The following is a 21,022-nucleotide window of genomic DNA, read 5'->3' as shown; positions in this document are numbered from 1 at the left end:
TGATGTTGCATTTCTGGAATAAATTCGGCATTCGCGCACAGATCACCTCCGGCTTCGTGCCGCTGATCCTGTTGATGAGCCTGCTCACGGTCAGCGCGATCTCCGGCATGAACGGGCTCGTCTCGATCTTCTCTTCCTATCGCGCCACGGCCGGTCAAAGTCTCGCCATCTCGGACTACAGCGACCAGCTGAACGAGATTCAGATGTCGGCGGAAGCCTTCCGCTCCACGCCGACGCAGGATGTCGTCGATCGCTTCCGCGCCGGCGTGAAGGCGTTCGACGCCGACGATCCGCGTTTTGCCGGCAACAAGGACCTGCAGTCCGGCCTTGCGGCGATCCGCCAGGACATCGCCACCTATGGCAAGGCTTTCGAAGAGATCGTCGCCCTGCAGGCCAGGCGTGATGCCTTGATCTCCAAGGTCACCGAATTCGGCCCCTGGACCAGTATCGCGCTCAACGACGTCGTGCGCAGCGCCTGGCGCCAGAACGATGTGCCGCTGCTGCAGATGACGGCGGCGACACTGGAGGCGTTGAACCGCAGCCTCTATTTCTCCGAACGCTTTGTGCATTCCGATGATTTTGCGGCCTATGACACGGCGCAGGCGGCACTCGCCGAAGCGGTCGCGCTGAACGAAGCCGCCGCCAAGGCCGCGAAGAACGAGCTGCAAAAGAAGCGCCTGATGGGCGCCGGACAGCTGATGCAGAATTACACCGCCCGTCTCGGCGACATGAAGGACGTGTTGCAGGCCTCGGGCAATATCCGCCAGACGCAGCTCAGCGTGCTCGCGCCGAAAATCTCAGGCGGCTTCAGGGATCTGCAGGCGACGGTTACCGGTGCGCAGAAGACCCTTGACGGTTCGGTAGACGCAACGGTTGCCTCCGCCACCAGCACGACGCTGGTCATCAGCGGGCTGCTGATCGTCATCGGCCTCGTCCTTTCCTATTTCGTCGGCCGGCTGATTTCCTCGGCGGTGCGCAACATGGCGCAGTCCATGGAGCAGCTTGCCCGCGGCGAGGAAGGGATCGTGATAACGGGCGTCGAACATCGCCACGAGTTGGGGGCCATGGCGCGTTCGCTGAAGGTTTTCCAGGAAACGGGGCGCGCCAAGCTGATCGCGGAAGCCAATGCCGAACGCGCCCGCCTGGCGGCCGAAGAAGAGCGGCTCCGCCAGGAGGCCGAGCGGCTCAGCGACGCGCAGGTGATGGAGCATGCCTTCCGCCAGATCTCTGTCGGGCTGGACGCACTCTCGAAGGGCGATCTCACCGTCCGCGTCGGCGAAGTCGACCATCGCTATGTCAGGATCCGGGATCATTTCAACAACTCGGTCGCAAGCCTCGAAGAGGCGGTTGACGCCGTCATTCGCGCGGTCGGCACCATCCGCTCCGGCCTTGCGGAAATCTCCACCGCCTCCAACGATCTCGCCCGCCGCACCGAGCAGCAGGCAGCCTCGCTGGAGGAGACCGTCGCGGCGCTGGGTGAAGTGACCCGCGGGGTCAACGGAACGGCGGAGGGTGCAAGCCGCGCCCAGGGTGTCGTGGCAACCGCCCGCACCAATGCCGAAAAGGGCGGCGAGATCGTTGCCCGCGCCATCGACGCGATGACGGAAATTCAAAATTCGTCGTCCAAGATCGGCAACATCATCAGCGTCATCGACGAGATCGCCTTCCAGACCAACCTGCTGGCGCTGAATGCCGGCGTAGAAGCGGCGCGCGCCGGCGAGGCAGGCAAGGGCTTTGCCGTCGTCGCCCAGGAAGTCCGCGAGCTCGCCCAGCGCTCCGCCAACGCGGCAAGGGAGATCAAGCAGCTGATCTCCACCTCCTCGGCGCAGGTCAAGACCGGCGTTCAGCTGGTGGGCGAGTCCGGCCTTTCGCTCGAACAAATCGTCGAGCAGGTCACCGCCATGAATGCGACCGTGGCCGAGATCGCCGTTGCCGCCCGCGAGCAGGCGACAAGCCTGCGCGAGGTCTCGGCTGCCGGCGACCAGATGGACAAGGTGACGCAGCAGAACGCCGCGATGGTCGAAGAAACGACGGCGGCCGCCCAGAGCCTGACCCATGAAACCGAAAGCCTTGCCGAGCTGCTGCGGCGGTTCAGGACGGGCAGTGGCCGGGCATCGGAACGTCACTACGCAATGGCATCCTGACGTTCTTCCGGTACAGCTACGAAAACGCCGCCGCCTCGAAAGGGCGGCGGTGTGCGATCATCGGCCAGCGTCGCCTCAGTGGCTCTCTGAGGCGGGACCGTGAGAGTGGCCGGCAATGCTCTTGCGAACGTGACGAACTGCCGCCCAAACGGCGAAAAGCACGAGCGGGATGGCGCCGAGAACGGCGAGCTTCGACACGTGCGGATCGACGCCAAGTTCGGAAATGCTTTCCAGGCAGATCTTTGCAAGGCCGACGGTGTAATAGGTGATGGCGATGACGGAGAAACCTTCCACCGCCTGCTGTATATGCACCTGGATCCGCACCCGCTCTTCCATTGACGTCAGCAGTGAGGCGTTCTGATCTTCGAGCTGAACCTGCACGGTGGTTCTGAGCAGATCTCCGGCCAGGCTCACGCGTTCGGCCAGTTCATCGAGGCGGCGTTCGGCGGCATGAACTGCACGGACAGCCGGCTGAAAGCGCCGGTCGATGAAGGTGCCGATCCGCTGGCGCTGCTCGACGCGCTCCTCGCGAAGCTCCGACGATCTGCTTGCGACGATCTCGGCATAGGCTTTCGTCGCGCCGAAGCGGTGGCGGGCGAGCGCCGAGAAATTGAGAACGTCCGATGAAAGCCTGGTCACCTCGGAAAGCAGGGCTTTGTCGACCTTGACCGCGCTCTGCATATGCGCGATCAGCAGGTCGAGGCGCCGGTCGAAGACGGAGAGCTTCGATACCGTCTCGCGCGCCATCGGCAACGCAAGCAGTGCCATCATCCGGTATGTCTCGATCTCCAGGAAGCGCCTGACCATGCGGCCGGTGCGATAGGCATTGAGGTTGCGGTTGAAGAACAGGAATTCGACGAAACCGCTGTCGGTCAGGCGGAAGTTCGAATGCACTTCCGCATCGCCGCCGCCGACCTCAGAGGCGACATAGTCGAGCTTCGGCTTTTCCGGACGTTGTCCGTCCTTTTCGTCCCGCACAAGCACCCGGACCGCCGCGATGACCTTCCCGTCGATCTGGCGGCAGCAGGCCTGAAAGGCTTCCGGCGGATTGCTGCCGGGCTCGGCCGTTGCCGGGACGATGAAGGTCAGCGTCAGAAACTCGGTATGCGCCTCCCACTTCAGCCGGCCGTCGCCGAAACGGCCGATGCCGTGGTTGCCCTCGCGGGTCGTGGAGACGTCTTCCAGTCCTGGCAGGGAATTGGGCATTTGAGGAGGGGCATTGTCGCCGACGATGGCGACATGCCACACATCCGTGTCGCCGTCGAAGTAAAGCGACGGCCGCGCGTGCAGCTCGTTGTGAAGTTCCCTTCGCAGCGGATGCTCGGAGCCCATCGGCATGGAAATGCACCTCTGTAGGGTAGGCAGCGCTGGATCGCCTGATGTAACCGGGTTGCCGGCATATGTGGTTTGACCATCGCGCCTGCGAGCCGGCGAAGGCTGACAACGGCTATAGCCTCTCCCGAAGCGTGTGTCACCATGCGTTCGCCAGCCTGTGCGGAGACTGCGCTTGCCTTCGCACTCGACCGTTGGTTCAGAGCAAACGCCAGGCAGCGAGGCTGCCGAGCAATTGCACGCCGAGGCAGAGAACGGCGAGAGCGCCACCTTTCCTTGCGGCAGATGTAGCGTGGTTCAGATCATCGACAATTCGAAGATCGAAGTGTCGGAGAGGACGGCAGGCAGAAGCAAAAAACGATCAGCCACGGCCCGTTGCGAGGCCGTGGCTGATGCAGCGCGCAATCTGTGGGAGACAGGCGCGGCCGGTTACTTGTTGGCGGCGAGCGCCACGTTGACCTTGTCGACGTCCGAGCTCATCGCCTTGAAGGTCTCGTCGAGGGAAAGCTCGCCGACGATCAGCTGGCTCATCCGCTGGACGATGAGCTGATAGATGGCGGAGGATCCCTTGAGACGTTCCAGGTCCCGGGCTGCCTGCGGCACGCTATTGCGGCTTCCAAGAAAGACGGCCATCGCCTCCTTGGCATTCTTGCTTTCGAGCTTGTATTGCGGGTCCTTGATGTCGGCGCCCGTCAGGATGACGTAATTTTCAGCGATTTCACGCTGGACCTTTTCAGAGCCGAGGAACTCGATGAACGCGGCCACGGCCTCCGGAGACTTGGTGCGCTTGAAGCCGACGATCGCGGTGCCACCGGGCATCGCATAGCAGCCGGCATCGCCGCACGGCGCGCTGATCGCCGTCCAGTCGAAGGCGTCGCCGATCTTCTTCTGGAACGGATTGACCATCCAGTTGCCGGCGAGATAGGTCACGACGTTGCCGTTGACGAATTCGTCGCCCATGTTCTTATACTGGGTTCCGCCGGCAGCCCCCCACATTTCCTTGGGGAAGGAGCCGTCCTTCGTCCAGCCGTAGAGATCCGTGACATAGCGCTTGGCGGCATCGTCGGGGAAGAAGAACTTGCCGTCCTTGACGTAGTTCGAGCCGTAGGAGAATGCCGCGCCGGAAAAGCGGTGGCCCGAGCGGTCCATCGTGAAGGGGATCTGGGCGCCGGTCGCCTTGGCGACGCGCGCCGAGGCTTCGACGATATCCTTCAGCGTGGCGGTGGGCTTCGGAAGCGGTTCGCCGGCCTGTTCGAAGAGCGTCTTGTTGACGAAGGGCAGGTTGAAGGTCTGCGATGCGATATAGCCGTTGATCGACTGCGGATCGTTGACGCCGGGGAAGCGAAGCGTGTTCAGGCTGTCGCCGTGCAGCTTGGCGAAGCCGTCCGGGTCCTTCATGTAGGGACGCATGTCGAGGTAATAGGGGGCAAGCTGCCAGTCGGTGATCTTGGCGATATCAGGGCCTTCGCCGACGGCAAGCTGCACCGGCAGCTGCTTGGCGACTGCATCATAGCCCGAAGAAACGAAATTCACTTTGATGTCGGGATGCGCCGCCTCGAATTCCTTGCTGAGCGCTTCCATCCGCTCGACGTAAGCCTGGTCGTCGTCGGTGAATAGAAAGGTGATTGTCTTGGTTTCCGCCATGGCCGCGCCGGCCCATGCGAAAGAAGCGGTTGCCAACGCCAGTGCGAAGGCCCCTGAGAGATAGGTTTTCATTTTCATCCTCCCATGAAAACATTTTCATCAATCGCGGCATCAGCCATCGATAAATCAATTTCATATACTTGACATTCGTTCCGTCAAGCTATTTTCTGCGGCAATAGCGATGTTTTTGAGCAATTTGCAAAAATAGCGCGCACAAATAATCTAATGAAAATATTTTCATGGAATTGCGGAGGAGGCGGTCTGTGAAAACGGAATACATCAAGCAGCCGGATGGGATGGCGCCAGCATACAGCGTGGCCGAGGGGCAGACGATAACGGCATGGGCCGTTTCCGGCCTCATCGCCAGCTATTTTCCCGGCGAGCCCGCGCCGGCCGAAGACCGCGTGAACTATCGTTTCATCAACGGCTTCGTCGATGTCGGCGACCTGCCCTGCCGCAAGGCCTTCTGGTCGACCATGGTGGGGCGGCCGCTACTACCCGACACCGCCTGGCCGACCGAAAGCCTCAATCTTCCCGGCTCGAACCGCCGTGTCGAGTTTACCGGCTTCTGGCATGTGCCGACGCATCTCAGGCGATGGCTGAAGGGCACGTTCAGGACGGAGACTGCGCGAACGCTCAATCTCAGACTGAAGACCTGCGGCGGCGTCCGCATATGGGTCAACGGACAGGAGGCGGTGCGCTTCGAACCGTTCAAGCGCAACACCGAGAGCGCAACCGACATAAAGCTGGCGCTGGACGCCGGCGACAACCAGATTCTCGTCCATACCGAAGACCTGGCCGAGCGCGACACGACGTGGTTCTTTGAGCTCGAGATGCTGGACGGCGAGCCGCTCTGCGTGCTGCTGCCCGTATCGCTTGATCAGGATGAGGTCCGCGAGCTGGAAGCCCTTGCCCGCGGCGTGCGTCCGGCCCGCGACGTCTTCGTCAATCAGCCGCTGGAGATCATCTTCGGAACCGCGCCTGAACGCGACCTGCCTGTCGAAATCAAGGTCGTCGGCCATGGCCACGAGCGGCCCGTTCTCGCGCACTCCCAATTGACGCTCAAGGCCCATCAGAGCAGCCTCATGGCCGACGACGTCTGCGGCATTCCGGACGGTTATCACGGTGTGCATATGACGATCGGCAGCGGCACGGGTTCGGTTACGCGCGTTATCGACGCCGCCTTCATGAGCAGCATTTCGCCGTTGCCATCAGAGGCGTCGCTCGCCGCCCGCAAGCGGCAGGCGCTGGAATATAGCGCCCGCTTCGGCGCCAACCGCGTCGGACGCCTGATCGCGATGATGGAAACCGGCCATCACGACCAGGAAAGCTTCGACCGCATCATCGACGCGACGCTCGCCTCCATCGATGCGCGGGAGGATTGCTCGGATTTCATCATGGTGCCGCTCTTGTGGCTGCTCGGCGCCTATGCCGACCGGATGCCCGATGCCGTGGTCGATCGCATTCGGCATTCCGTTCGCTCCTACCGTTACTGGGTGGACGAGCCGGGCAACGACGCGATGTGGTTCTGGAGCGAGAACCATGTGCTCTGCTTTCACACGAGCCAGCTGCTGGCGGGACTTCTTCTGCCCGACGAGGTGTTTTCGGCCTCGGGCCGGACGGGGCGTCAGCAGGCGGAACTTGGCCGCGAGCGGCTCGGGCGCTGGTTCGACAGCGTCGAAGCCCATGGGTTGGCGGAGTGGAACTCGGCCGCCTATTACCCGATCGATTTCATCGGCCTGCTGGCGCTGGAGCGCTGGGCCGAGACGGCGATATCGGCGCGCGCCCGCGCCCAGATCGATCTCATCTTCCGGATGATTGCCCTTCATACGCTCGCAGGCGTTCCGGCCGGATCGCAGGGCCGCGCTTACGACAAGGAGCTGCGCGCCGGCCCGCTGACCGAGCTTGCGCCCTTCGCCCAGGTCGCTTTCGGAACCGGCTGGCTGAACAACGGTGTCGCAGCATTGACCATGTTCTGCGCCGGCGGCTACGAGCCGCCCGCCGATCTGGCCGAACTTGCTTCGCTGTCGCGAGGAAGAAGCGTCGAGGCGCGTTACAGCCAGGGGCTGGAGAGCGGAAAACTCGTGCTGTTCAAGAATGAGGCGGCGCAGCTTTCGACGGTCGTCGATCACAAGACCGGCCGGAAGGGGCACCAGCAGCATGTCATCGACATCCGGCTGGCCGGCCATCCGATGGCGAGGCTGTGGGTCAACCATCCCGGCGAGGACGATCCCTGGGGCAATCAGAGGCCGTCCTATTGGGCCGGTAACGGCATCCTGCCGCGCGTTGCCCAGCATTGCGACGTTGCCCTGCTGATCGAGGACACAAGCGACACACGCCACGCATGGACGCACGCCTATATCGGCCGCGACGGGCTGGACGATCTCATCATCGAAGACAAGTGGCTCATCGCGCGATCGGGCCGGGGATTTTCCGCCCTCTGGGCGTCGAACGGCCTGGAGCTGATCACCGACGGCCCGACCGCCGGCCGCGAGGCGCGCTCCCACGGAGAGCTTTGCGGCTGGGCCGCTATCGTCGGATGCGGCGATGGCGACGCCTTCAAGGCGTTCGTCGAACGTCTGCGCCGGACGACGGTTTCCTTCGATCCCGAGCTTCGGCGTCTCTCCCTGACGCCGCCGGGCGGCCCGGCGATCGACCTCTCCTATGCCGACGGTCTTTCAATCGACGGCGAGGCGAGGCCCTTCACGCATGATCAGCCGCACCCGATCCTCACCCACGACAGTGCAGCCTCCGGCGCCGGCACTGACGGGCCGTTCTACTCCTAAAAGCATAGGTCTCCAGCATGAACACAACATCTGTCGATAACGCCGCCCTCCTGACGACGATCGATCGCGTGGCAACGGCTTTCAGCCGGCTCAGAGGCATCAAGGAAGGTCTCGTGACGGGAAATTCCGCCTCCGGAATCCAGTTCGACGAATGGGACTGGGAAGTCGGCGTCGGCCTTTACGGCTTCCTGCGGCGCGCCATTTCCACCAATGATCAGAAAGCGCTGCAGGAGCTCGTCGCCTGGTATGCCGGCCAGATCGAACGCGGCCTGCCGCCGCGCCAGATCAACAGCACGGCACCGATGCTGCCGCTGGCGATCCTCGTCCAGCATGTCGACCGTCCCGATTTTCGCGCTCTCGTCGAGGACTGGGCCGAATGGCTCGTCAAGGAGCTGCCGAAGACCGAGGACGGCGGCTTTCAGCACGTCGTCAAGGAGCGTCTCAACGACGGTGAATTGTGGGACGATACGCTGTTCATGGCCTGCCTGTTTCTCGCCCGCGCCGGTGTGCTCTGCGAGCGCAGCGAATGGATCGACGAGGCCGTCTATCAGTTCGTGATCCACACCCGCTATCTCTCCGATCCGGTCACCGGGCTCTGGTATCACGGCTGGACCTTCAATGGACGGCACAATTTCGCCAATGCCTTCTGGGCGCGCGGCAATGCCTGGATCACCGTCGCCATCCCCGAGCTCTTCGACCTCGTTCCGACGCTCGGCGAGAAGGACCGGCGTTTTCTGTCGAACGTCCTCGTCAGCCAGGTACGCTCGCTGAAAGCATACCAGCGGCCGGACGGGATGTTCACGACGCTTCTCGACGATCCGTCGTCGCCGCTGGAAACCTCGGCCACGGCAGGCATTGCCTATGGCATATTGCGGGCCATCGATGCCGGCATTCTCGACAAGGACGACAGGGCCTATGCGGAACGCGCGCTTGCGGCGGTGCTGGCGCAGATCGACGAGGAAGGTGTCGTCCACGGCGTCTCCGACGGTACGCCGATGGGTCATGACCTCGATTTCTACCGGCGCATCCCGAACGTGCCGACGCCTTATGGCCAGGCGTTGACCATGCTGCTCCTGACGGAAGTCTTTCTCGAGAACGGCGAGCGCCAATGAGCCCTGTGTCTCTCGTCGCGATCGAGCCGGCGCAAGGCGACGATACGGTCCGCCTGCAGGCGGCCATCGACGGCCTGTCGGCTTCGGGCGGCGGACGCGTGGAGCTCATGGCCGGCATCCATGTCTGCCGCGGGCTCCAGCTCAGATCCGGCGTCGACCTTCATCTGGCCGTCGGCGCGATCCTGCGTCCCGTTCCGGATTATGCCGCCTATGCGCATACGAGTGTTTCGGTGATCGCCGAAAAATCGGACCGTGGGATGATCGTCGCAAAGGATGTGCGGCGGATCAGCCTGACGGGGGAGGGGCGCATCGAAGCCGGCTGCGACAGCTTTATCGTGGGAGACGACGAGATCGTCGGAACCTTCATCCCGGCCGAATTTCGTCCCCGTGTCGTCGTCTTCGAGGGTTGCGACGAGGTCGAGATCAGCTCCATCCATATCAGCCGCTCGCCGATGTGGACGCTGCACTTCGTCAACTGCACCGATGTCGCCGTTAGGAACGTGACCATCGATAACGACCGCCGTCTTCCCAACACCGACGGCATCGTGCTGGATGCCTGCCGCGGCGCCGTCATCGAGGACTGCCGGATATCGACGGCCGACGACGGCATATGCCTGAAGACGAGCATCGGTCCTGATCGCGTCGCCATCGGGCGATGCGAAAACATTCTCGTCCGCCGCTGCGCCGTCCAGAGCCTCAGCTGCGCGCTGAAGATCGGCACGGAAACGCATGGCGACGTCACCAATGTCGTGTTCGAGGATTGCAGCGTCTCATCCTCCAACAGGGCGCTCGGCGTATTTTCCCGCGACGGCGGCCGGATATCGAACGTCAGGTTTTCGAGAATTGCGGTAGAGTGCCGCGAGACCCCCGATGGCTTCTGGGGCTCCGGGGAGGCGCTGACCGTCAATGTCGTCGACCGAGTTACGGAACGCACCGCAGGCGCCATCGAAAATCTCATCGTCGAGGACATCACCGGGCGGATGGAGGGGGCGATCACGGTCATTTCGACCTCGCCGGCCGGCATCCGGAACGCATCGCTGGCACGCATCGCTATAGACCAGCAGCCGGGGCAACTCGGCACGGCGCGGTCCTACGACCTGCGTCCAACGAACGCCGACCTTTCCCCGAAAGCCGATGGCGGCGGCCGTGCCAATGCCTGGACCCGCGGGTCGGACGGCCGGGTGATCGGTCTTGAGCACTATCCGGGAGGAATGCCGGCCGTCTACGTGGCTGATGTCGCCGGGATCTTGATGAACGAGGTGCGGATCACGAGGCCGACACCGCTGCCGCAAGGCTGGAACAAAAACGACGCCGTCTTCGAAACGGCGGCACCTGATGGGAGTGGGACATGGCAGAACTGAAACTTTCCAACGTCAACAAGTCGTATGGCTCTGTCAAAGTCCTGCATGACGTCGAACTCGACATCAATGACGGCGAGTTCGTCGTCTTCGTCGGCCCGTCGGGATGCGGCAAGTCGACCCTGCTGCGCGTCATCGCCGGCCTCGAAGAGGTGACGTCAGGCGCAATCGCGATCGGGGGTCGCGACGTCAGCGCGCTCTCGCCGGCAGAGCGCAAGATCGCAATGGTCTTCCAGTCCTACGCGCTCTATCCGCATATGAGCGTTCGCAAGAACCTCGCTTTCGGCCTGGAGAACCTGAAGTTCAAGCGCGCCGAGATCGAGGCGCGGATTGCCGAAGCGGCCAGGATGCTGGCAATCGAACCCTATCTGGACCGGCGCCCGAAGCAGCTTTCCGGCGGCCAGCGCCAGCGCGTGGCGATCGGCCGGGCCATCGTGCGCGAACCGGACATTTTTCTCTTCGACGAGCCGTTGTCCAATCTCGACGCGGCGCTGCGCGTCCAGACCCGGGCTGAGATCACCAAGCTCCACCGCGAGATCAAGACGACGATGATCTATGTCACGCATGACCAGGTGGAGGCGATGACGATGGCCGACAAGATCGTCGTGCTCTGCGCCGGGCGGGTCGAGCAGGTCGGAGCGCCGCTGGACCTGTTCGACAGTCCGCGCAATCTCTTCGTCGCCGGCTTCCTCGGCTCGCCGCGCATGAACATCATCAAGGGCAAGGTATCAGGCGTCAGCGAAAGCGGCGTCACCATCGATGTCGGCAACGGTGGCAGCATCGTCAGCGACGTCGATCTCGCCGGCATTGCGGTCGGCCAAGCCGTTCTCGCCGGCATCCGGCCCGCGCATTTTTCACGCTCCAGCGAGCAAGGCCTGCCGTTCATCGTCCAGTATCACGAGGGCCTCGGTACTGAGACCTATGTCTATGGCAATCTTGCCGGGCAGGACGAGCAGATCATCATTCATGAGGCCGGCCATTTCGCGCCGGCGCCTGGTGACCCAATCCTGATCGACGCCGCTCCGGGGCGGGTTCATCTGTTCGATCCCGAAAACGGCCTGGCTTTTGCCCGGCGGCCCGGACAGGGGAGGCGCTGAACATGGCGGCGCTCAAGGCAGGTGCATTGCTGTCCCAGGCGGGGGAAACGGCGATGAGAGTGGTCGAAGCCCCGATAAATGTGATCGAGCGCATCTTCGGCCGCAAGCGTATGCCATGGCTGTTCCTGGCGCCGAACCTCGTTCTGTTCGCTATCTTCACGTTCCTTCCGATCGCGATCGCGATCGGTTACGCCTTTACCGGCGGAACCAATCTTTTCGTCTCGGAGCGCCCCTTCGTCGGCCTGGACAATTTCCGCACGCTGCTTTCCTGCGGCAATTATCTGCAGCCGGGAACCTGCCAGGAATCGTTGTTCTGGACGGCTGTGTGGAACACGCTTTGGTTCGTGGCCTTCAATGTCGTCGCCACATTGCTCGTGGCGCTGATCACGGCGCTGATCCTCAATCGGGCGATCGTCGCGCGTGGCTTCTTCAGGGCGATGTTCTTCTATCCCGTCTTGCTGTCGCCCGTCGTCATCGGCCTCATCTGGAAATGGTTCCTCGATCGCAACGGGCTATTGAATGCCTTCTTCCAGATGATCGGCGTCCCGCCTGAGATCTTCCTGCTCGACGTCGGCTGGTCGCGCTTCTTCGTCGTCGTGGTGTCGGTCTGGTTCCACATGGGCTTTTACACGCTCATCCTCTTGGCCGGCCTCCAGGCCATCCCTAAGGAGCTCTACGAGGCTGCCTCCATCGATGCCGCCTCGCCGCGCCGCACGCTGTTCAGGATCACGCTTCCCCTCTTGGCGCCGAACCTCTTAGTCGTGTTCATTCTTCTGATGATCAAATCCGTCCAGATCTTCGACGAGGCCTGGGTTCTGACCAATGGCGGCGGCCCGGGCACGGCCAACAGCTTCATCGTCCAATATATTTACCAGATGGCATTCGGCAGCGATCTTCGTCTCTTCGGACTGGCCTCCGCGGCATCGGTTCTCATGGGGCTGGTGCTTCTGGTTCTCACCCTCGTACAGCTGCGCATCGGCAAGCGAATGGAGTCCTGAGATGAACCCGATCAGCTTTTTCACGCGCACACGCCGGGCCGGACGCATCGATATCACCGACATATTGTCATGGGTCTGGCTGATCGGCGGAACCTTCGTCGTGCTCGTCCCCGTCATCTGGGCGGGCCTCTCCTCGCTGAAGCCGGCAGCTGAGATCACCCGGTTTCCGCCGGCGCTGCTTCCTCGGGCCGCGGTGGAGCAGACCGTGCCCGGCTTCGACAAGCCGCTCAGCCTCTGGCAGGTCAAGGTCGACGGTCAGATGCGTGAAATGGCGATGGTCCGCCGCATTGGCCTCAAGGCCCAGATGGTCGATCCCGCAAATCCGGGACCACCCGTCAGCGTCGACGTCAAAGGGATGACGCCGGTGCAAAAGCTGACGGTCGCCACGCAGAATTACACCGATCCGCTGACGCGCTTCAACTTCCTGACCTTCCTCAAGAATTCAGTGTTCGTCACCTTCGTCGCAACGCTTCTGACGCTGATCGTCAATGCCATGGCGGCATTCGCCCTGTCGAAATACAAATTTGCAGGGGATACGACGGTCTTCGTCATCATCATTTCGACGCTGATGATCCCGCTCGCGGTCGTCATGGTTCCGGCCTATCTCGTCATCGTCGGGGTCGGGCTTGCCGACAATCTCTGGGGCGTCATCCTGCCGACAGTCGCCTCTCCGACCGCCGTCTTCCTGCTGCGGCAATATATGCTGACCATACCCGACGAGCTCATAGAGGCGGCGCGCGTCGATGCGGCGAGCGAATTCTGCATCTTCTGGCGCATCATCCTGCCGCTGACGGCGCCGGCGCTCGCGGTGCTGGCGATCTTTTCCGTGCTCTGGCGATGGAACGATTTCCTCTGGCCGCTCATCGTCCTCAACAGCCGCGAGAATTTCACCCTGCAGGTCGGCCTGAATGCATTCCAGGGAGAGTTCTCGGTGCAGTGGCACTATATCCTGGCGATGACGTTCCTCAGCCTGCTGCCTGTCACCGTCGTCTTCCTGTTCCTGCAGAAATACATCACCACGGGCATCGCCGGAACAGGCATGAAGTGAACGGCGAGGCGTGGAGATAGACCTCCCCGCAATCGCCGAACGACCCATACCACGTCTTCCTCCCGGCTGAGGCGCGTCGCATTGAACCTGGTTCATGCGGCGCGTTTCGGTTTTTGTCTTTGTCCAAAGCCCTCATTCGTCGGCCATCTTGTGACAAGCATCCTGACCGGCGCCGAGGGTCCTAACTGATCGCTTGGACCTCTCCAATTCCATCTACGAAATGCCGGAATACAGCATCACGCCCAGGACATCTAACGCGGCGGCGCGATGCTGCCGCGCAGGACGAGATGGCATCCGAGTTCCAGGCGATGGGCCGGCCGCTGCGGATCGTTGGCGATCAGCCTCTGTTCGATCAGCGCCAAGGCGGCAGCCCCGAGCCTGTCTGTGGGAACGCTGACCGTTGACAGCGGCGGGCGGCTGAATTCGCCGGGGACGATGTCGTCGAACCCCAGCACGGATATCGCTTCGGGTACGCGGATGTCGCGATCGGCCAATGCCTTGAGGCAGCCGAGCGCCAGATTGTCGGCCGCGCAGAAGACGGCGGTCGCGCCTTTCATCGTGGCGTCGCGGTCGAGCAGCGCGTTGATCGCAGCCTCGCCGTGCCTGGGTTCATATCCCTCTGCCTCGACGATCATATCGTCAGGCACCGGAAGCTGGGCGGCAAGATAGGCGTCGGAAAAGCCGTCATATCGGCGCTGGATCGTCGTGCGGCCCTTCCAGGTCAGATGCAGGATGCGGCGATGCCCGAGCGCCAGCAGGTGCTCGATGCCGAGCCTCGCGCCGAAACGGTTTTCGGGGGTGACCGTATCGACCAGCATGGCAGGGTCTTCGCCGTTGACGATGACAACAGGCATATCAGGAGAGGCGAGGCTTCGGATCAGTTCCGGCTGATCGTCGTTCAGGACCACGATGCCGTCGGCGCGCTCCGAAAGCGCGATCTGCCTGACCTGAGCGCCGTCGATACGCCGGCCGGTGCTGACGAAGGGTACGATTCTGATGCCGCGGCGTTCGCACTCCCTGCGAAGACCGTTGAGGATCGTCCAACTCACCAGGTTGAGGTCGCTCTCGGGCGCGGCATCGTCGGGAATGGCGAGAAGCAGGACGCGCAAGGTCGCGATCGTTGCCTTTTTCCTCCGGCGGTCGAGGTAGCCTAAGCGTTTGGCCGAATCCAGAACCCTTTCGCGCACCTCTATCGTCAGCGGTGCGGTTCCGTTCAGCGCGTGCGAGGCCGTGCTCAGCGACACGTCCGCATCGCGCGCGACATCCTTGAGATTGACTTTGCGTTCCACTTTTTCCGTCACGAATTGAGGTCGTGCCTTCGAAGGCATAGCTAACTCGATGTTTTCACATAAAAACTTGAGAAAAGCTACGTGCCTGGCGCGGTATTTTTCGTCATTCGGCGATCAGTGAGGCTTGGCAAGCAGGCCATTGAGCAGCAGGTCGAAATAGGCCCGCAGGAAGGCCTCCTTATTGGGTGTGGGCACGCGGCGGTCGTCGAATATCAGCCGCAGAACTGTCGTCGTCAGGATGGGCGCGACCACGATGTCGGAGAATTCCACCGGAACTTCGCGAAACTCCCCCGACGTCACGCCCTCCAGAATGAGAGCGTCGACCTTGGTGATGATCGGCTCAATGAACTGATCGTGGTGGCGGTCGATCAGGTCGGGGAATCGGTGCCCTTCGGCAATGACCAGCCGCGTCAGCTCGCGGGTCGTGCGATCCTCGGCGATTTGTTCGTAGAGCAGGCCGAGAATGGAAATCAGTCGGTCGGTGGCGCTGCCGCTGAGGTTCTCGGTGATCCCCAGCAGTTCCTGAAACGGCACCGAGAAATGGTTGATCATGGCTTCGAAAAGCTTCTCCTTCGTCTCGAAGTAGACATACACCGTACCCTTGGTGACGCCGACCCTGTCGGCGATGTCTTCGACCCTCGTGCCGGTGAAACCGCATCTCACGAATTCCTCGAAGGCGGCATCGAGAATCTGGATGGGCCGCAGCGACTTCTGTTCGGCGCGTGTGAGCTTCTTCTGAGCTGCCATTTTCTGATCCTCCAACCTGCTGCGTGCGCTTTCTCCCTGCGACGCAAAGTTTCATTGACTAATCGGTCAGTCAATTATATAGCAGCTGCCGTTGAGAGCAAGAGGTCAACTATGAGAACCATTCTGGTCGCCACAGCGATCATATGCGCCATCGGTCTGGGATCATGCAGCGATGAGAACAGACCGACTGGGCCAACCCCACGAGAGGTCGGCGTCGTCGTCGCCAAGCCTGAGCCGCTGGTTCAGGGCGGCGCGGTCACCGGCGAAGTCCGCGCCCGTGTCCAGACCGATCTGTCCTTCCGCGTCAGCGGCAAGATCATCGAGCGGCTGGTCGACGTCGGGCAGTCGGTAAAGGCAGGGCAGCTCCTGGCGCGCATCGATCCGGAAGAACAGAAGGCCGACTTGGATGTGGCGGCCGCCAATCTTCAGTCGGCTGAGGCCCAGCAGACGCAGGCGCAGCTTGCATTCGACCGCCAGCAAAGCCTGTTTCGAACGCAGGTGACGACGCGCGCCGCACTCGACCAGGCGCAGGAGGCGCTTTTGACCGCCCAGGCATCGACGAAGTCGGCGCAGGCGCTGTTGGAAACCGCTCAGGATACCTTGTCTTATACCGAGCTGAAGGCGGACGCCGACGGGATGATCACCGCCCGCAATGCCGAGGTCGGGCAGGTGGCGCAGGCCGCCCAAGTCGTCTTCACTCTTGCCCATGACGGTGACCGCGATGCCGTCTTCGAAGTGGTCGAAAGTGCGTTCCTGCGCCCGATCGACGGCGACGGAACCGTGACCCTTCTGTCGAACCCGACGCAGAAGATCACGGCGAAGATCCGCGAGATTTCGCCGACCATCGATTCCTCCACCGGAACCATCAAAGTCAAAGTCGCGATATCGAGCGACGTTCCGATCCCTCTCGGCGCTCCCGTCGTCGGAAGATTCAATTACGTCTCACAGGACGTCATCCAGCTTCCCTGGTCAGCCATGACATCCAAGGACGGCAAGCCGGCCGTCTGGATCGTCGATCCCGCATCGTCTGCGGTTTCGGTTCGGGCGGTGGATATCTCCGGCTATGAGACCGGCAGCTTCATCGTCAAGTCGGGCGTATCGCAAGGAGAGGTCGTGGTGACCGACGGGACCAAGTTCCTCAGGCCGGGTGAAATCGTGTCTTATGGCAAGGAAGCTTCCAAGTGAGTATTCATCTCAACATAGTCGCACTGATGGTGGGCACGGCCCTGATCTCCTCCTGCGCGCCGCAGGAGGAGGAGAAGGTGGAGGCGCCCCGTCCCGTGCTGTCGATGACAGTCAAGCAGACGCCCGCTACGAGCCTGGGCCTGACCGGTATGATCGAACCGACGATCGAGACCGAACTCGGCTTTCGGATTCTCGGGCGGATGATCGCCCGCAACATCAATGTCGGCGATCTTGTCAAGAAGCATGACGTCGTTGCCGCCATCGATCCGCTGGCGCTCGAGCTTGCCGTACGCAACGCTCAGTCGGACGTCGAGAACAGCGACGCCCAACTCAGAAACGCGGTGACCACCGAGCAGCGCCAGCGCGCGCTGCTGGCGTCGCGCTCCGGCACCGAAGCCTCACTCGAAGAGGCCGAGCAGGCAAGGCGAACCGCCGCAGCCGCCGTCGCCAAGGCGCAGGCCAACCTCGACAAGGCCAAAGAGCAACTCGGTTATGCGCAGCTTCGGGCGGAATTCGACGGTGTTGTGACGGCGACCTCGGCCGAGGTCGGCCAGGTGGTGTCGGCCGGCCAGACGGTCGTCACCATCGCCCGGCCGGACAAGCGCGACGCCGTGGTCGACGTGCCGCAGGCCGCCGCCGAGAAACTGAAGACCGGCGCGCCCTTCGAGGTGACGCTGCAGCTCGATCCGACCATCCGCACGTCCGGGATCGTGCGTGAAATAGCACCGGAGGCGGAGACCTCTACCCGCACGAGCAGAACCAAGATCGCGCTCACCAATCCGCCGGAAGCTTTCAGGCTCGGCTCGGTCATCAGAGCCTCTGCAACCATCGCCGCGGATCCTGAGATCGTGCTGCCTTCCTCGGCAATCCTTGTAGGCAGCGACGGCCCGAGCGTCTGGATCGTCGATGCGCCTGCCGGAAAGGTATCGCTTCGCCGCGTGAAGATCGACGGTGACGTCGAAGACGGCGGCAGCGTCCGCGTCACCGAGGGGCTCGCCCCCGGAGAAAGGGTGGTCGTGGCAGGCGTGCATAAACTTGAAGATGGCCAGGCCATCAGGATCGACCAGGAGATCAGCCAGTGAAGTCCTTCAACCTTTCCGACTGGGCGCTCGAACACCGTTCGCTCGTCTGGTACTTCATGATCGTCTTCATTCTCGCAGGCGCCTTCTCCTACGTGAAGCTCGGCCGCGAGGAAGACCCGAACTTCACGATCAAGACGATGGTGATCACCGCGCAGTGGCCCGGAGCCTCCGCCGAAGAGGTGACGCGGCAGGTAACCGACAGAATCGAGAAAAAGCTCCAGGAACTGGAATCGCTTGACTACACCAAGAGCGAGACCGTTGCCGGCCAGACGACCGTCTTCGTCGAGCTGCTGCCGACGACCAAGGCAAAGGATGTCGCGCCGACGTGGCTGCGCATCCGCAACATGATCGCCGACATCAAGGGCGATTTCCCGACCGGAGTCGTCGGTCCCTTCTTCAACGATCGCTTCGGCGACGTGTTCGGAAACATCTACGCCTTCACCAGCGACGGCCTTACCCAGCGGCAGCTTCGCGATCTCGTGGAAAACGCCCGCTCCGAGGTTCTGACCGTGCTCAACGTCGGCAAGGTCGATGTGGTCGGCGCCCAGGACGAGGCGATTTATCTCGAATTCTCCACGCGGCAGATCGCCGCCCTCGGTATAGATCAGCAGTCGGTCATCCAGACCTTGCAGGCACAGAATGCCGTCACGCAGTCCGGCTTCGTTGACGCCGGGCCGGAGCGCATCGCATTGCGGGTGAGTGGACAGTTCACCTCCGAGGACAGTCTGAGATCGATCAATCTTCGGATCAACGACCGCTTCTTTCCGCTGACCGACGTCGCCACGATCAAACGCGGCTACGTGGATCCGCCGTCGGCGCTGTTCCGCTTCAACGGCCAGCCTGCGATCGGGCTTGCGATCGGCATGAAGCAGGGCGCCAATCTTCTGGAGTTCGGCGAGGGGCTCGACGCGCAGATGAAACGTGTCGTCGCTGACCTTCCGATCGGCGTGGACGTCCACCGGGTTTCCGATCAGCCGGCCGTTGTCGACGAAGCAGTGTCCGGATTTACCCGCGCGCTCTTCGAAGCGATCGTCATCGTGCTGATCATCAGCTTCATCAGCCTCGGTCTTCGCGCCGGCATGGTGGTGGCGATCTCCATACCTCTCGTGCTCGCCATCACCTTCGTGGTGATGGAGTATTCCGGCATTTCGCTTCAGCGCATCTCGCTCGGCGCGCTCATCATCGCGCTCGGCCTGCTTGTCGACGACGCCATGATCGCCGTCGAGATGATGGTGGCCCGCCTGGAGGCGGGCGACGATCTCAGGAAAGCCGCCACCCACGTTTATACGTCGACCGCCTTTCCGATGCTGACGGGAACGCTCGTCACCGTTGCGGGCTTCATTCCGGTTGGTCTCAACAACAGCGCTGCCGGTGAATTCACCTTCACGCTTTTCGTGGTTATCGCAGTTTCGCTGATCGTTTCCTGGGTGGTGGCGGTGCTGTTCACGCCGCTTCTCGGCGTCACGATCCTGCCGAAGACGATGAAATCGCATCACGAGAAGAAGGGCCGCTTCGCCTCGGTCTTCTCCCGGCTCCTGGGTCTGGCGATGCGCTGGCGCTGGGTCACCATCATTCTGACGGTCGGCGTTTTCGGGCTTTCGATTGGCGGCATGGGGCTGGTGCAGCAGCAGTTCTTTCCCAGCTCGGACAGGACTGAGCTCATTATCGACTGGAATCTCCCCCACAACAGTTCGATCGCCGAAACCAACAGGCAGATGGCCAGGTTCGAAAAGGAGATGCTGGCCGACAACAAGGATATCGATCATTGGACGACCTATGTCGGCCAGGGCGCCCCGCGCTTCATCCTATCCTTCGACGTGCAGACGCCCAACGTGTCGTTTGGACAGACGATCATCGTCACCAAGGGGCTCGACGTGCGCGACAAGGTGCGAACAGAGCTGCAGGACTATCTGACGAAAACCTTCCCGGGCACCGACGCCTTCGTGAAGCTTCTCGACATCGGTCCGCCGGTCGGCAAGCCGGTCCAGTATCGGGTCAGCGGCCCTGATATTCAAAAGGTCCGCGATCTCTCCCAGAAATTTGCCGGCGTCATCGGATCGCACCCGCTTCTGGCGAACATGGTCCTGGACTGGAACGAGCCGTCCCGCGTGGTGAAGGTCGATGTCCTGCAGGACAAGGCGCGCCAACTCGGGGTCTCCTCCGAGGACATCGCCACCGCGCTTAACGGCATCGTCGAAGGCTCGACGGCCACCCAGGTTCGAGACGACATCTACCTGGTCAACGTCATCGGGCGCGCCAGGGCATCCGAGCGCGATTCCATCCAGACGTTGCAGAATCTTCAGCTTTCCACCTCCAACGGCAAGGTCGTGCCGCTCTCTGCCGTGGCGAATTTCCGCTACGAGCTCGAGCAGCCGACCATCTGGCGTCGCGACAGGCAACCCACCATAACGGTCAAGGCGGCCGTCGTCGGTCCGACGCAACCGGCGACGGTCGTCGAACAGCTCAAGCCGAAGGTCGAAGAATTCCAGAAAGGCCTTCCGGTGGGATACAAGGTGGAAGTGGGCGGGGCGGTCGAATCCAGCGCCGACTCACAGGGGCCGATCGTGGCTGTGGCGCCGCTGATGCTGTTTGCGATGGCGACGATCCTGATGATTCAGCTGCAAAGCTTCAGCCGCTTGTTCCTGGTGTTCGCCGTCGCGCCGACGGCCCTGATCGGCGTGGTCGCAGCACTTTTGCTGAGCAATGCTCCCATGGGCTTCGTTGCGATCCTCGGCGTGCTGGCGCTGATCGGTATCCTGATCCGCAACTCCGTCATCCTGGTCGTCCAGATCGAGCATCTCCGCAGTGAAGGAATGGCGGCCTGGCAAGCGGTCATCGAGGCCACCGAACACCGCATGCGGCCAATCATGCTGACGGCCGCGGCCGCCACGCTGGCGCTGATCCCGATCTCGCGCGAGATCTTCTGGGGGCCGATGGCCTACGCCATGATGGGCGGCATCGTCGTCGGAACCGCGCTCACCCTGCTGTTTCTGCCTGCGCTCTACGTCGCGTGGTTCAGGATTCCGAGGGACGAAGGCGTTCGAGCCGAAGCCGCGGCGGCAGAGGTATGACGCAGTCTTCGACGGCCATCGCCCACGGCCGCCGCGGCGGCCGCTGCAACACGGGCCGCGATAAAATGTGTGGGGTGGCGCAGGCGATGCCATCCCACGCGGGAACGAGAACGACATGGCGCATGACGA

At 62.4% G+C, this 21,022-nt stretch carries 14 protein-coding genes; 10 read left to right on the top strand and 4 right to left on the bottom strand.

Features of this window, described 5'->3' with window-relative positions; translation table 11 throughout:
* The first annotated feature begins 2 nt into the window (after positions 1-2).
* Positions 3-2,144, top strand: coding sequence for a methyl-accepting chemotaxis protein (locus GFM02_RS00950; RefSeq protein WP_168320491.1), 2,142 nt, complete (start codon positions 3-5; stop codon positions 2,142-2,144).
* Between the two features lie 75 nt (positions 2,145-2,219).
* Here GFM02_RS00950 and GFM02_RS00945 read toward each other — a convergent pair whose 3' ends face one another.
* Both GFM02_RS00945 and GFM02_RS00940 read right to left on the bottom strand, forming a co-directional pair.
* Positions 2,220-3,482, bottom strand: coding sequence for a DUF3422 domain-containing protein (locus tag GFM02_RS00945; protein ID WP_168320490.1), 1,263 nt, complete (start codon positions 3,480-3,482; stop codon positions 2,220-2,222).
* Positions 3,483-3,905: 423 nt separating this feature from the next.
* Positions 3,906-5,192, bottom strand: a complete 1,287-nt coding sequence (locus GFM02_RS00940; RefSeq protein WP_168320489.1) for an ABC transporter substrate-binding protein — start codon at positions 5,190-5,192, stop codon at positions 3,906-3,908.
* A gap of 191 nt (positions 5,193-5,383) precedes the next feature.
* On the opposite strand from GFM02_RS00940, the gene GFM02_RS00935 reads away from it, so the two are divergent.
* From GFM02_RS00935 to GFM02_RS00910, 6 genes are read left to right on the top strand one after another with little or no spacing between them, the layout of a single operon-like run.
* Entirely contained in the window at positions 5,384-7,906 is a 2,523-nt protein-coding gene (locus tag GFM02_RS00935; protein WP_168320488.1) for a hypothetical protein, read from the top strand.
* Between the two features lie 17 nt (positions 7,907-7,923).
* Complete coding sequence (locus GFM02_RS00930) at positions 7,924-9,018, top strand: glycoside hydrolase family 88/105 protein (RefSeq protein WP_168320487.1); 1,095 nt, start codon at positions 7,924-7,926, stop codon at positions 9,016-9,018.
* Positions 9,015-10,379, top strand: a complete 1,365-nt coding sequence (locus GFM02_RS00925; RefSeq protein ID WP_168320486.1) for a glycoside hydrolase family 28 protein — start codon at positions 9,015-9,017, stop codon at positions 10,377-10,379. Before GFM02_RS00930 ends, GFM02_RS00925 begins: the two co-directional genes overlap by 4 nt.
* On the top strand, positions 10,367-11,473 hold the full coding sequence (locus GFM02_RS00920) for an ABC transporter ATP-binding protein (RefSeq protein WP_168320485.1): 1,107 nt from the start codon (positions 10,367-10,369) through the stop codon (positions 11,471-11,473). The genes GFM02_RS00925 and GFM02_RS00920 overlap by 13 nt, the downstream gene beginning before the upstream one ends.
* Before the next feature lie 2 nt (positions 11,474-11,475).
* Positions 11,476-12,471, top strand: a complete 996-nt coding sequence (locus GFM02_RS00915) for a carbohydrate ABC transporter permease (RefSeq protein WP_168320484.1) — start codon at positions 11,476-11,478, stop codon at positions 12,469-12,471.
* A gap of 1 nt (position 12,472) precedes the next feature.
* Positions 12,473-13,519: a carbohydrate ABC transporter permease gene (locus GFM02_RS00910; RefSeq protein ID WP_168320483.1), complete on the top strand. Its 1,047-nt coding sequence runs from the start codon at positions 12,473-12,475 to the stop codon at positions 13,517-13,519.
* Positions 13,520-13,770: 251 nt separating this feature from the next.
* On the opposite strand, the gene GFM02_RS00905 is transcribed toward GFM02_RS00910, so the two are convergent.
* Together GFM02_RS00905 and GFM02_RS00900 are read right to left on the bottom strand one after the other, a co-directional pair.
* Positions 13,771-14,847, bottom strand: a complete 1,077-nt coding sequence (locus tag GFM02_RS00905) for a LacI family DNA-binding transcriptional regulator (protein WP_205930121.1) — start codon at positions 14,845-14,847, stop codon at positions 13,771-13,773.
* A 75-nt stretch (positions 14,848-14,922) separates the two neighbouring features.
* Positions 14,923-15,555, bottom strand: a complete 633-nt coding sequence (locus tag GFM02_RS00900) for a TetR/AcrR family transcriptional regulator (RefSeq protein ID WP_168320481.1) — start codon at positions 15,553-15,555, stop codon at positions 14,923-14,925.
* Positions 15,556-15,666: 111 nt separating this feature from the next.
* Here GFM02_RS00900 and GFM02_RS00895 point away from each other — a divergent pair, with 111 nt between their 5' ends.
* The 3 genes from GFM02_RS00895 to GFM02_RS00885 are packed head-to-tail and all read left to right on the top strand — an operon-like array spanning position 15,667 to position 20,893.
* Positions 15,667-16,740, top strand: coding sequence for an efflux RND transporter periplasmic adaptor subunit (locus GFM02_RS00895; protein ID WP_168320480.1), 1,074 nt, complete (start codon positions 15,667-15,669; stop codon positions 16,738-16,740).
* Positions 16,737-17,822 carry an efflux RND transporter periplasmic adaptor subunit gene (locus GFM02_RS00890; protein ID WP_168320479.1) on the top strand — a complete coding sequence of 362 codons (1,086 nt, stop codon included), beginning with the start codon at positions 16,737-16,739 and terminating at the stop codon, positions 17,820-17,822. Before GFM02_RS00895 ends, GFM02_RS00890 begins: the two co-directional genes overlap by 4 nt.
* Positions 17,819-20,893: an efflux RND transporter permease subunit gene (locus GFM02_RS00885; protein WP_168320478.1), complete on the top strand. Its 3,075-nt coding sequence runs from the start codon at positions 17,819-17,821 to the stop codon at positions 20,891-20,893. Before GFM02_RS00890 ends, GFM02_RS00885 begins: the two co-directional genes overlap by 4 nt.
* Positions 20,894-21,022 lie beyond the last annotated feature (129 nt).

Origin of the sequence: Rhizobium leguminosarum bv. viciae (assembly GCF_012276115.1) — a bacterium.
GTDB classification, from domain to species: Bacteria; Pseudomonadota; Alphaproteobacteria; order Rhizobiales; family Rhizobiaceae; genus Rhizobium; species Rhizobium leguminosarum_T.
This window is presented reverse-complemented; position numbering and strand designations above follow the sequence as displayed.

Coding starts and splice junctions, on each gene's coding strand:
- GFM02_RS00950 (WP_168320491.1), top strand. CDS start 3: ATGTTGCATTTCTGGAATAAATTCGGCATTCGCGCACAGATCACCTCC.
- GFM02_RS00945 (WP_168320490.1), bottom strand. CDS start 3,482: ATGCCGATGGGCTCCGAGCATCCGCTGCGAAGGGAACTTCACAACGAG.
- GFM02_RS00940 (WP_168320489.1), bottom strand. CDS start 5,192: ATGAAAACCTATCTCTCAGGGGCCTTCGCACTGGCGTTGGCAACCGCT.
- GFM02_RS00930 (WP_168320487.1), top strand. CDS start 7,924: ATGAACACAACATCTGTCGATAACGCCGCCCTCCTGACGACGATCGAT.
- GFM02_RS00925 (WP_168320486.1), top strand. CDS start 9,015: ATGAGCCCTGTGTCTCTCGTCGCGATCGAGCCGGCGCAAGGCGACGAT.
- GFM02_RS00920 (WP_168320485.1), top strand. CDS start 10,367: ATGGCAGAACTGAAACTTTCCAACGTCAACAAGTCGTATGGCTCTGTC.
- GFM02_RS00915 (WP_168320484.1), top strand. CDS start 11,476: ATGGCGGCGCTCAAGGCAGGTGCATTGCTGTCCCAGGCGGGGGAAACG.
- GFM02_RS00910 (WP_168320483.1), top strand. CDS start 12,473: ATGAACCCGATCAGCTTTTTCACGCGCACACGCCGGGCCGGACGCATC.
- GFM02_RS00905 (WP_205930121.1), bottom strand. CDS start 14,847: ATGCCTTCGAAGGCACGACCTCAATTCGTGACGGAAAAAGTGGAACGC.
- GFM02_RS00900 (WP_168320481.1), bottom strand. CDS start 15,555: ATGGCAGCTCAGAAGAAGCTCACACGCGCCGAACAGAAGTCGCTGCGG.
- GFM02_RS00895 (WP_168320480.1), top strand. CDS start 15,667: ATGAGAACCATTCTGGTCGCCACAGCGATCATATGCGCCATCGGTCTG.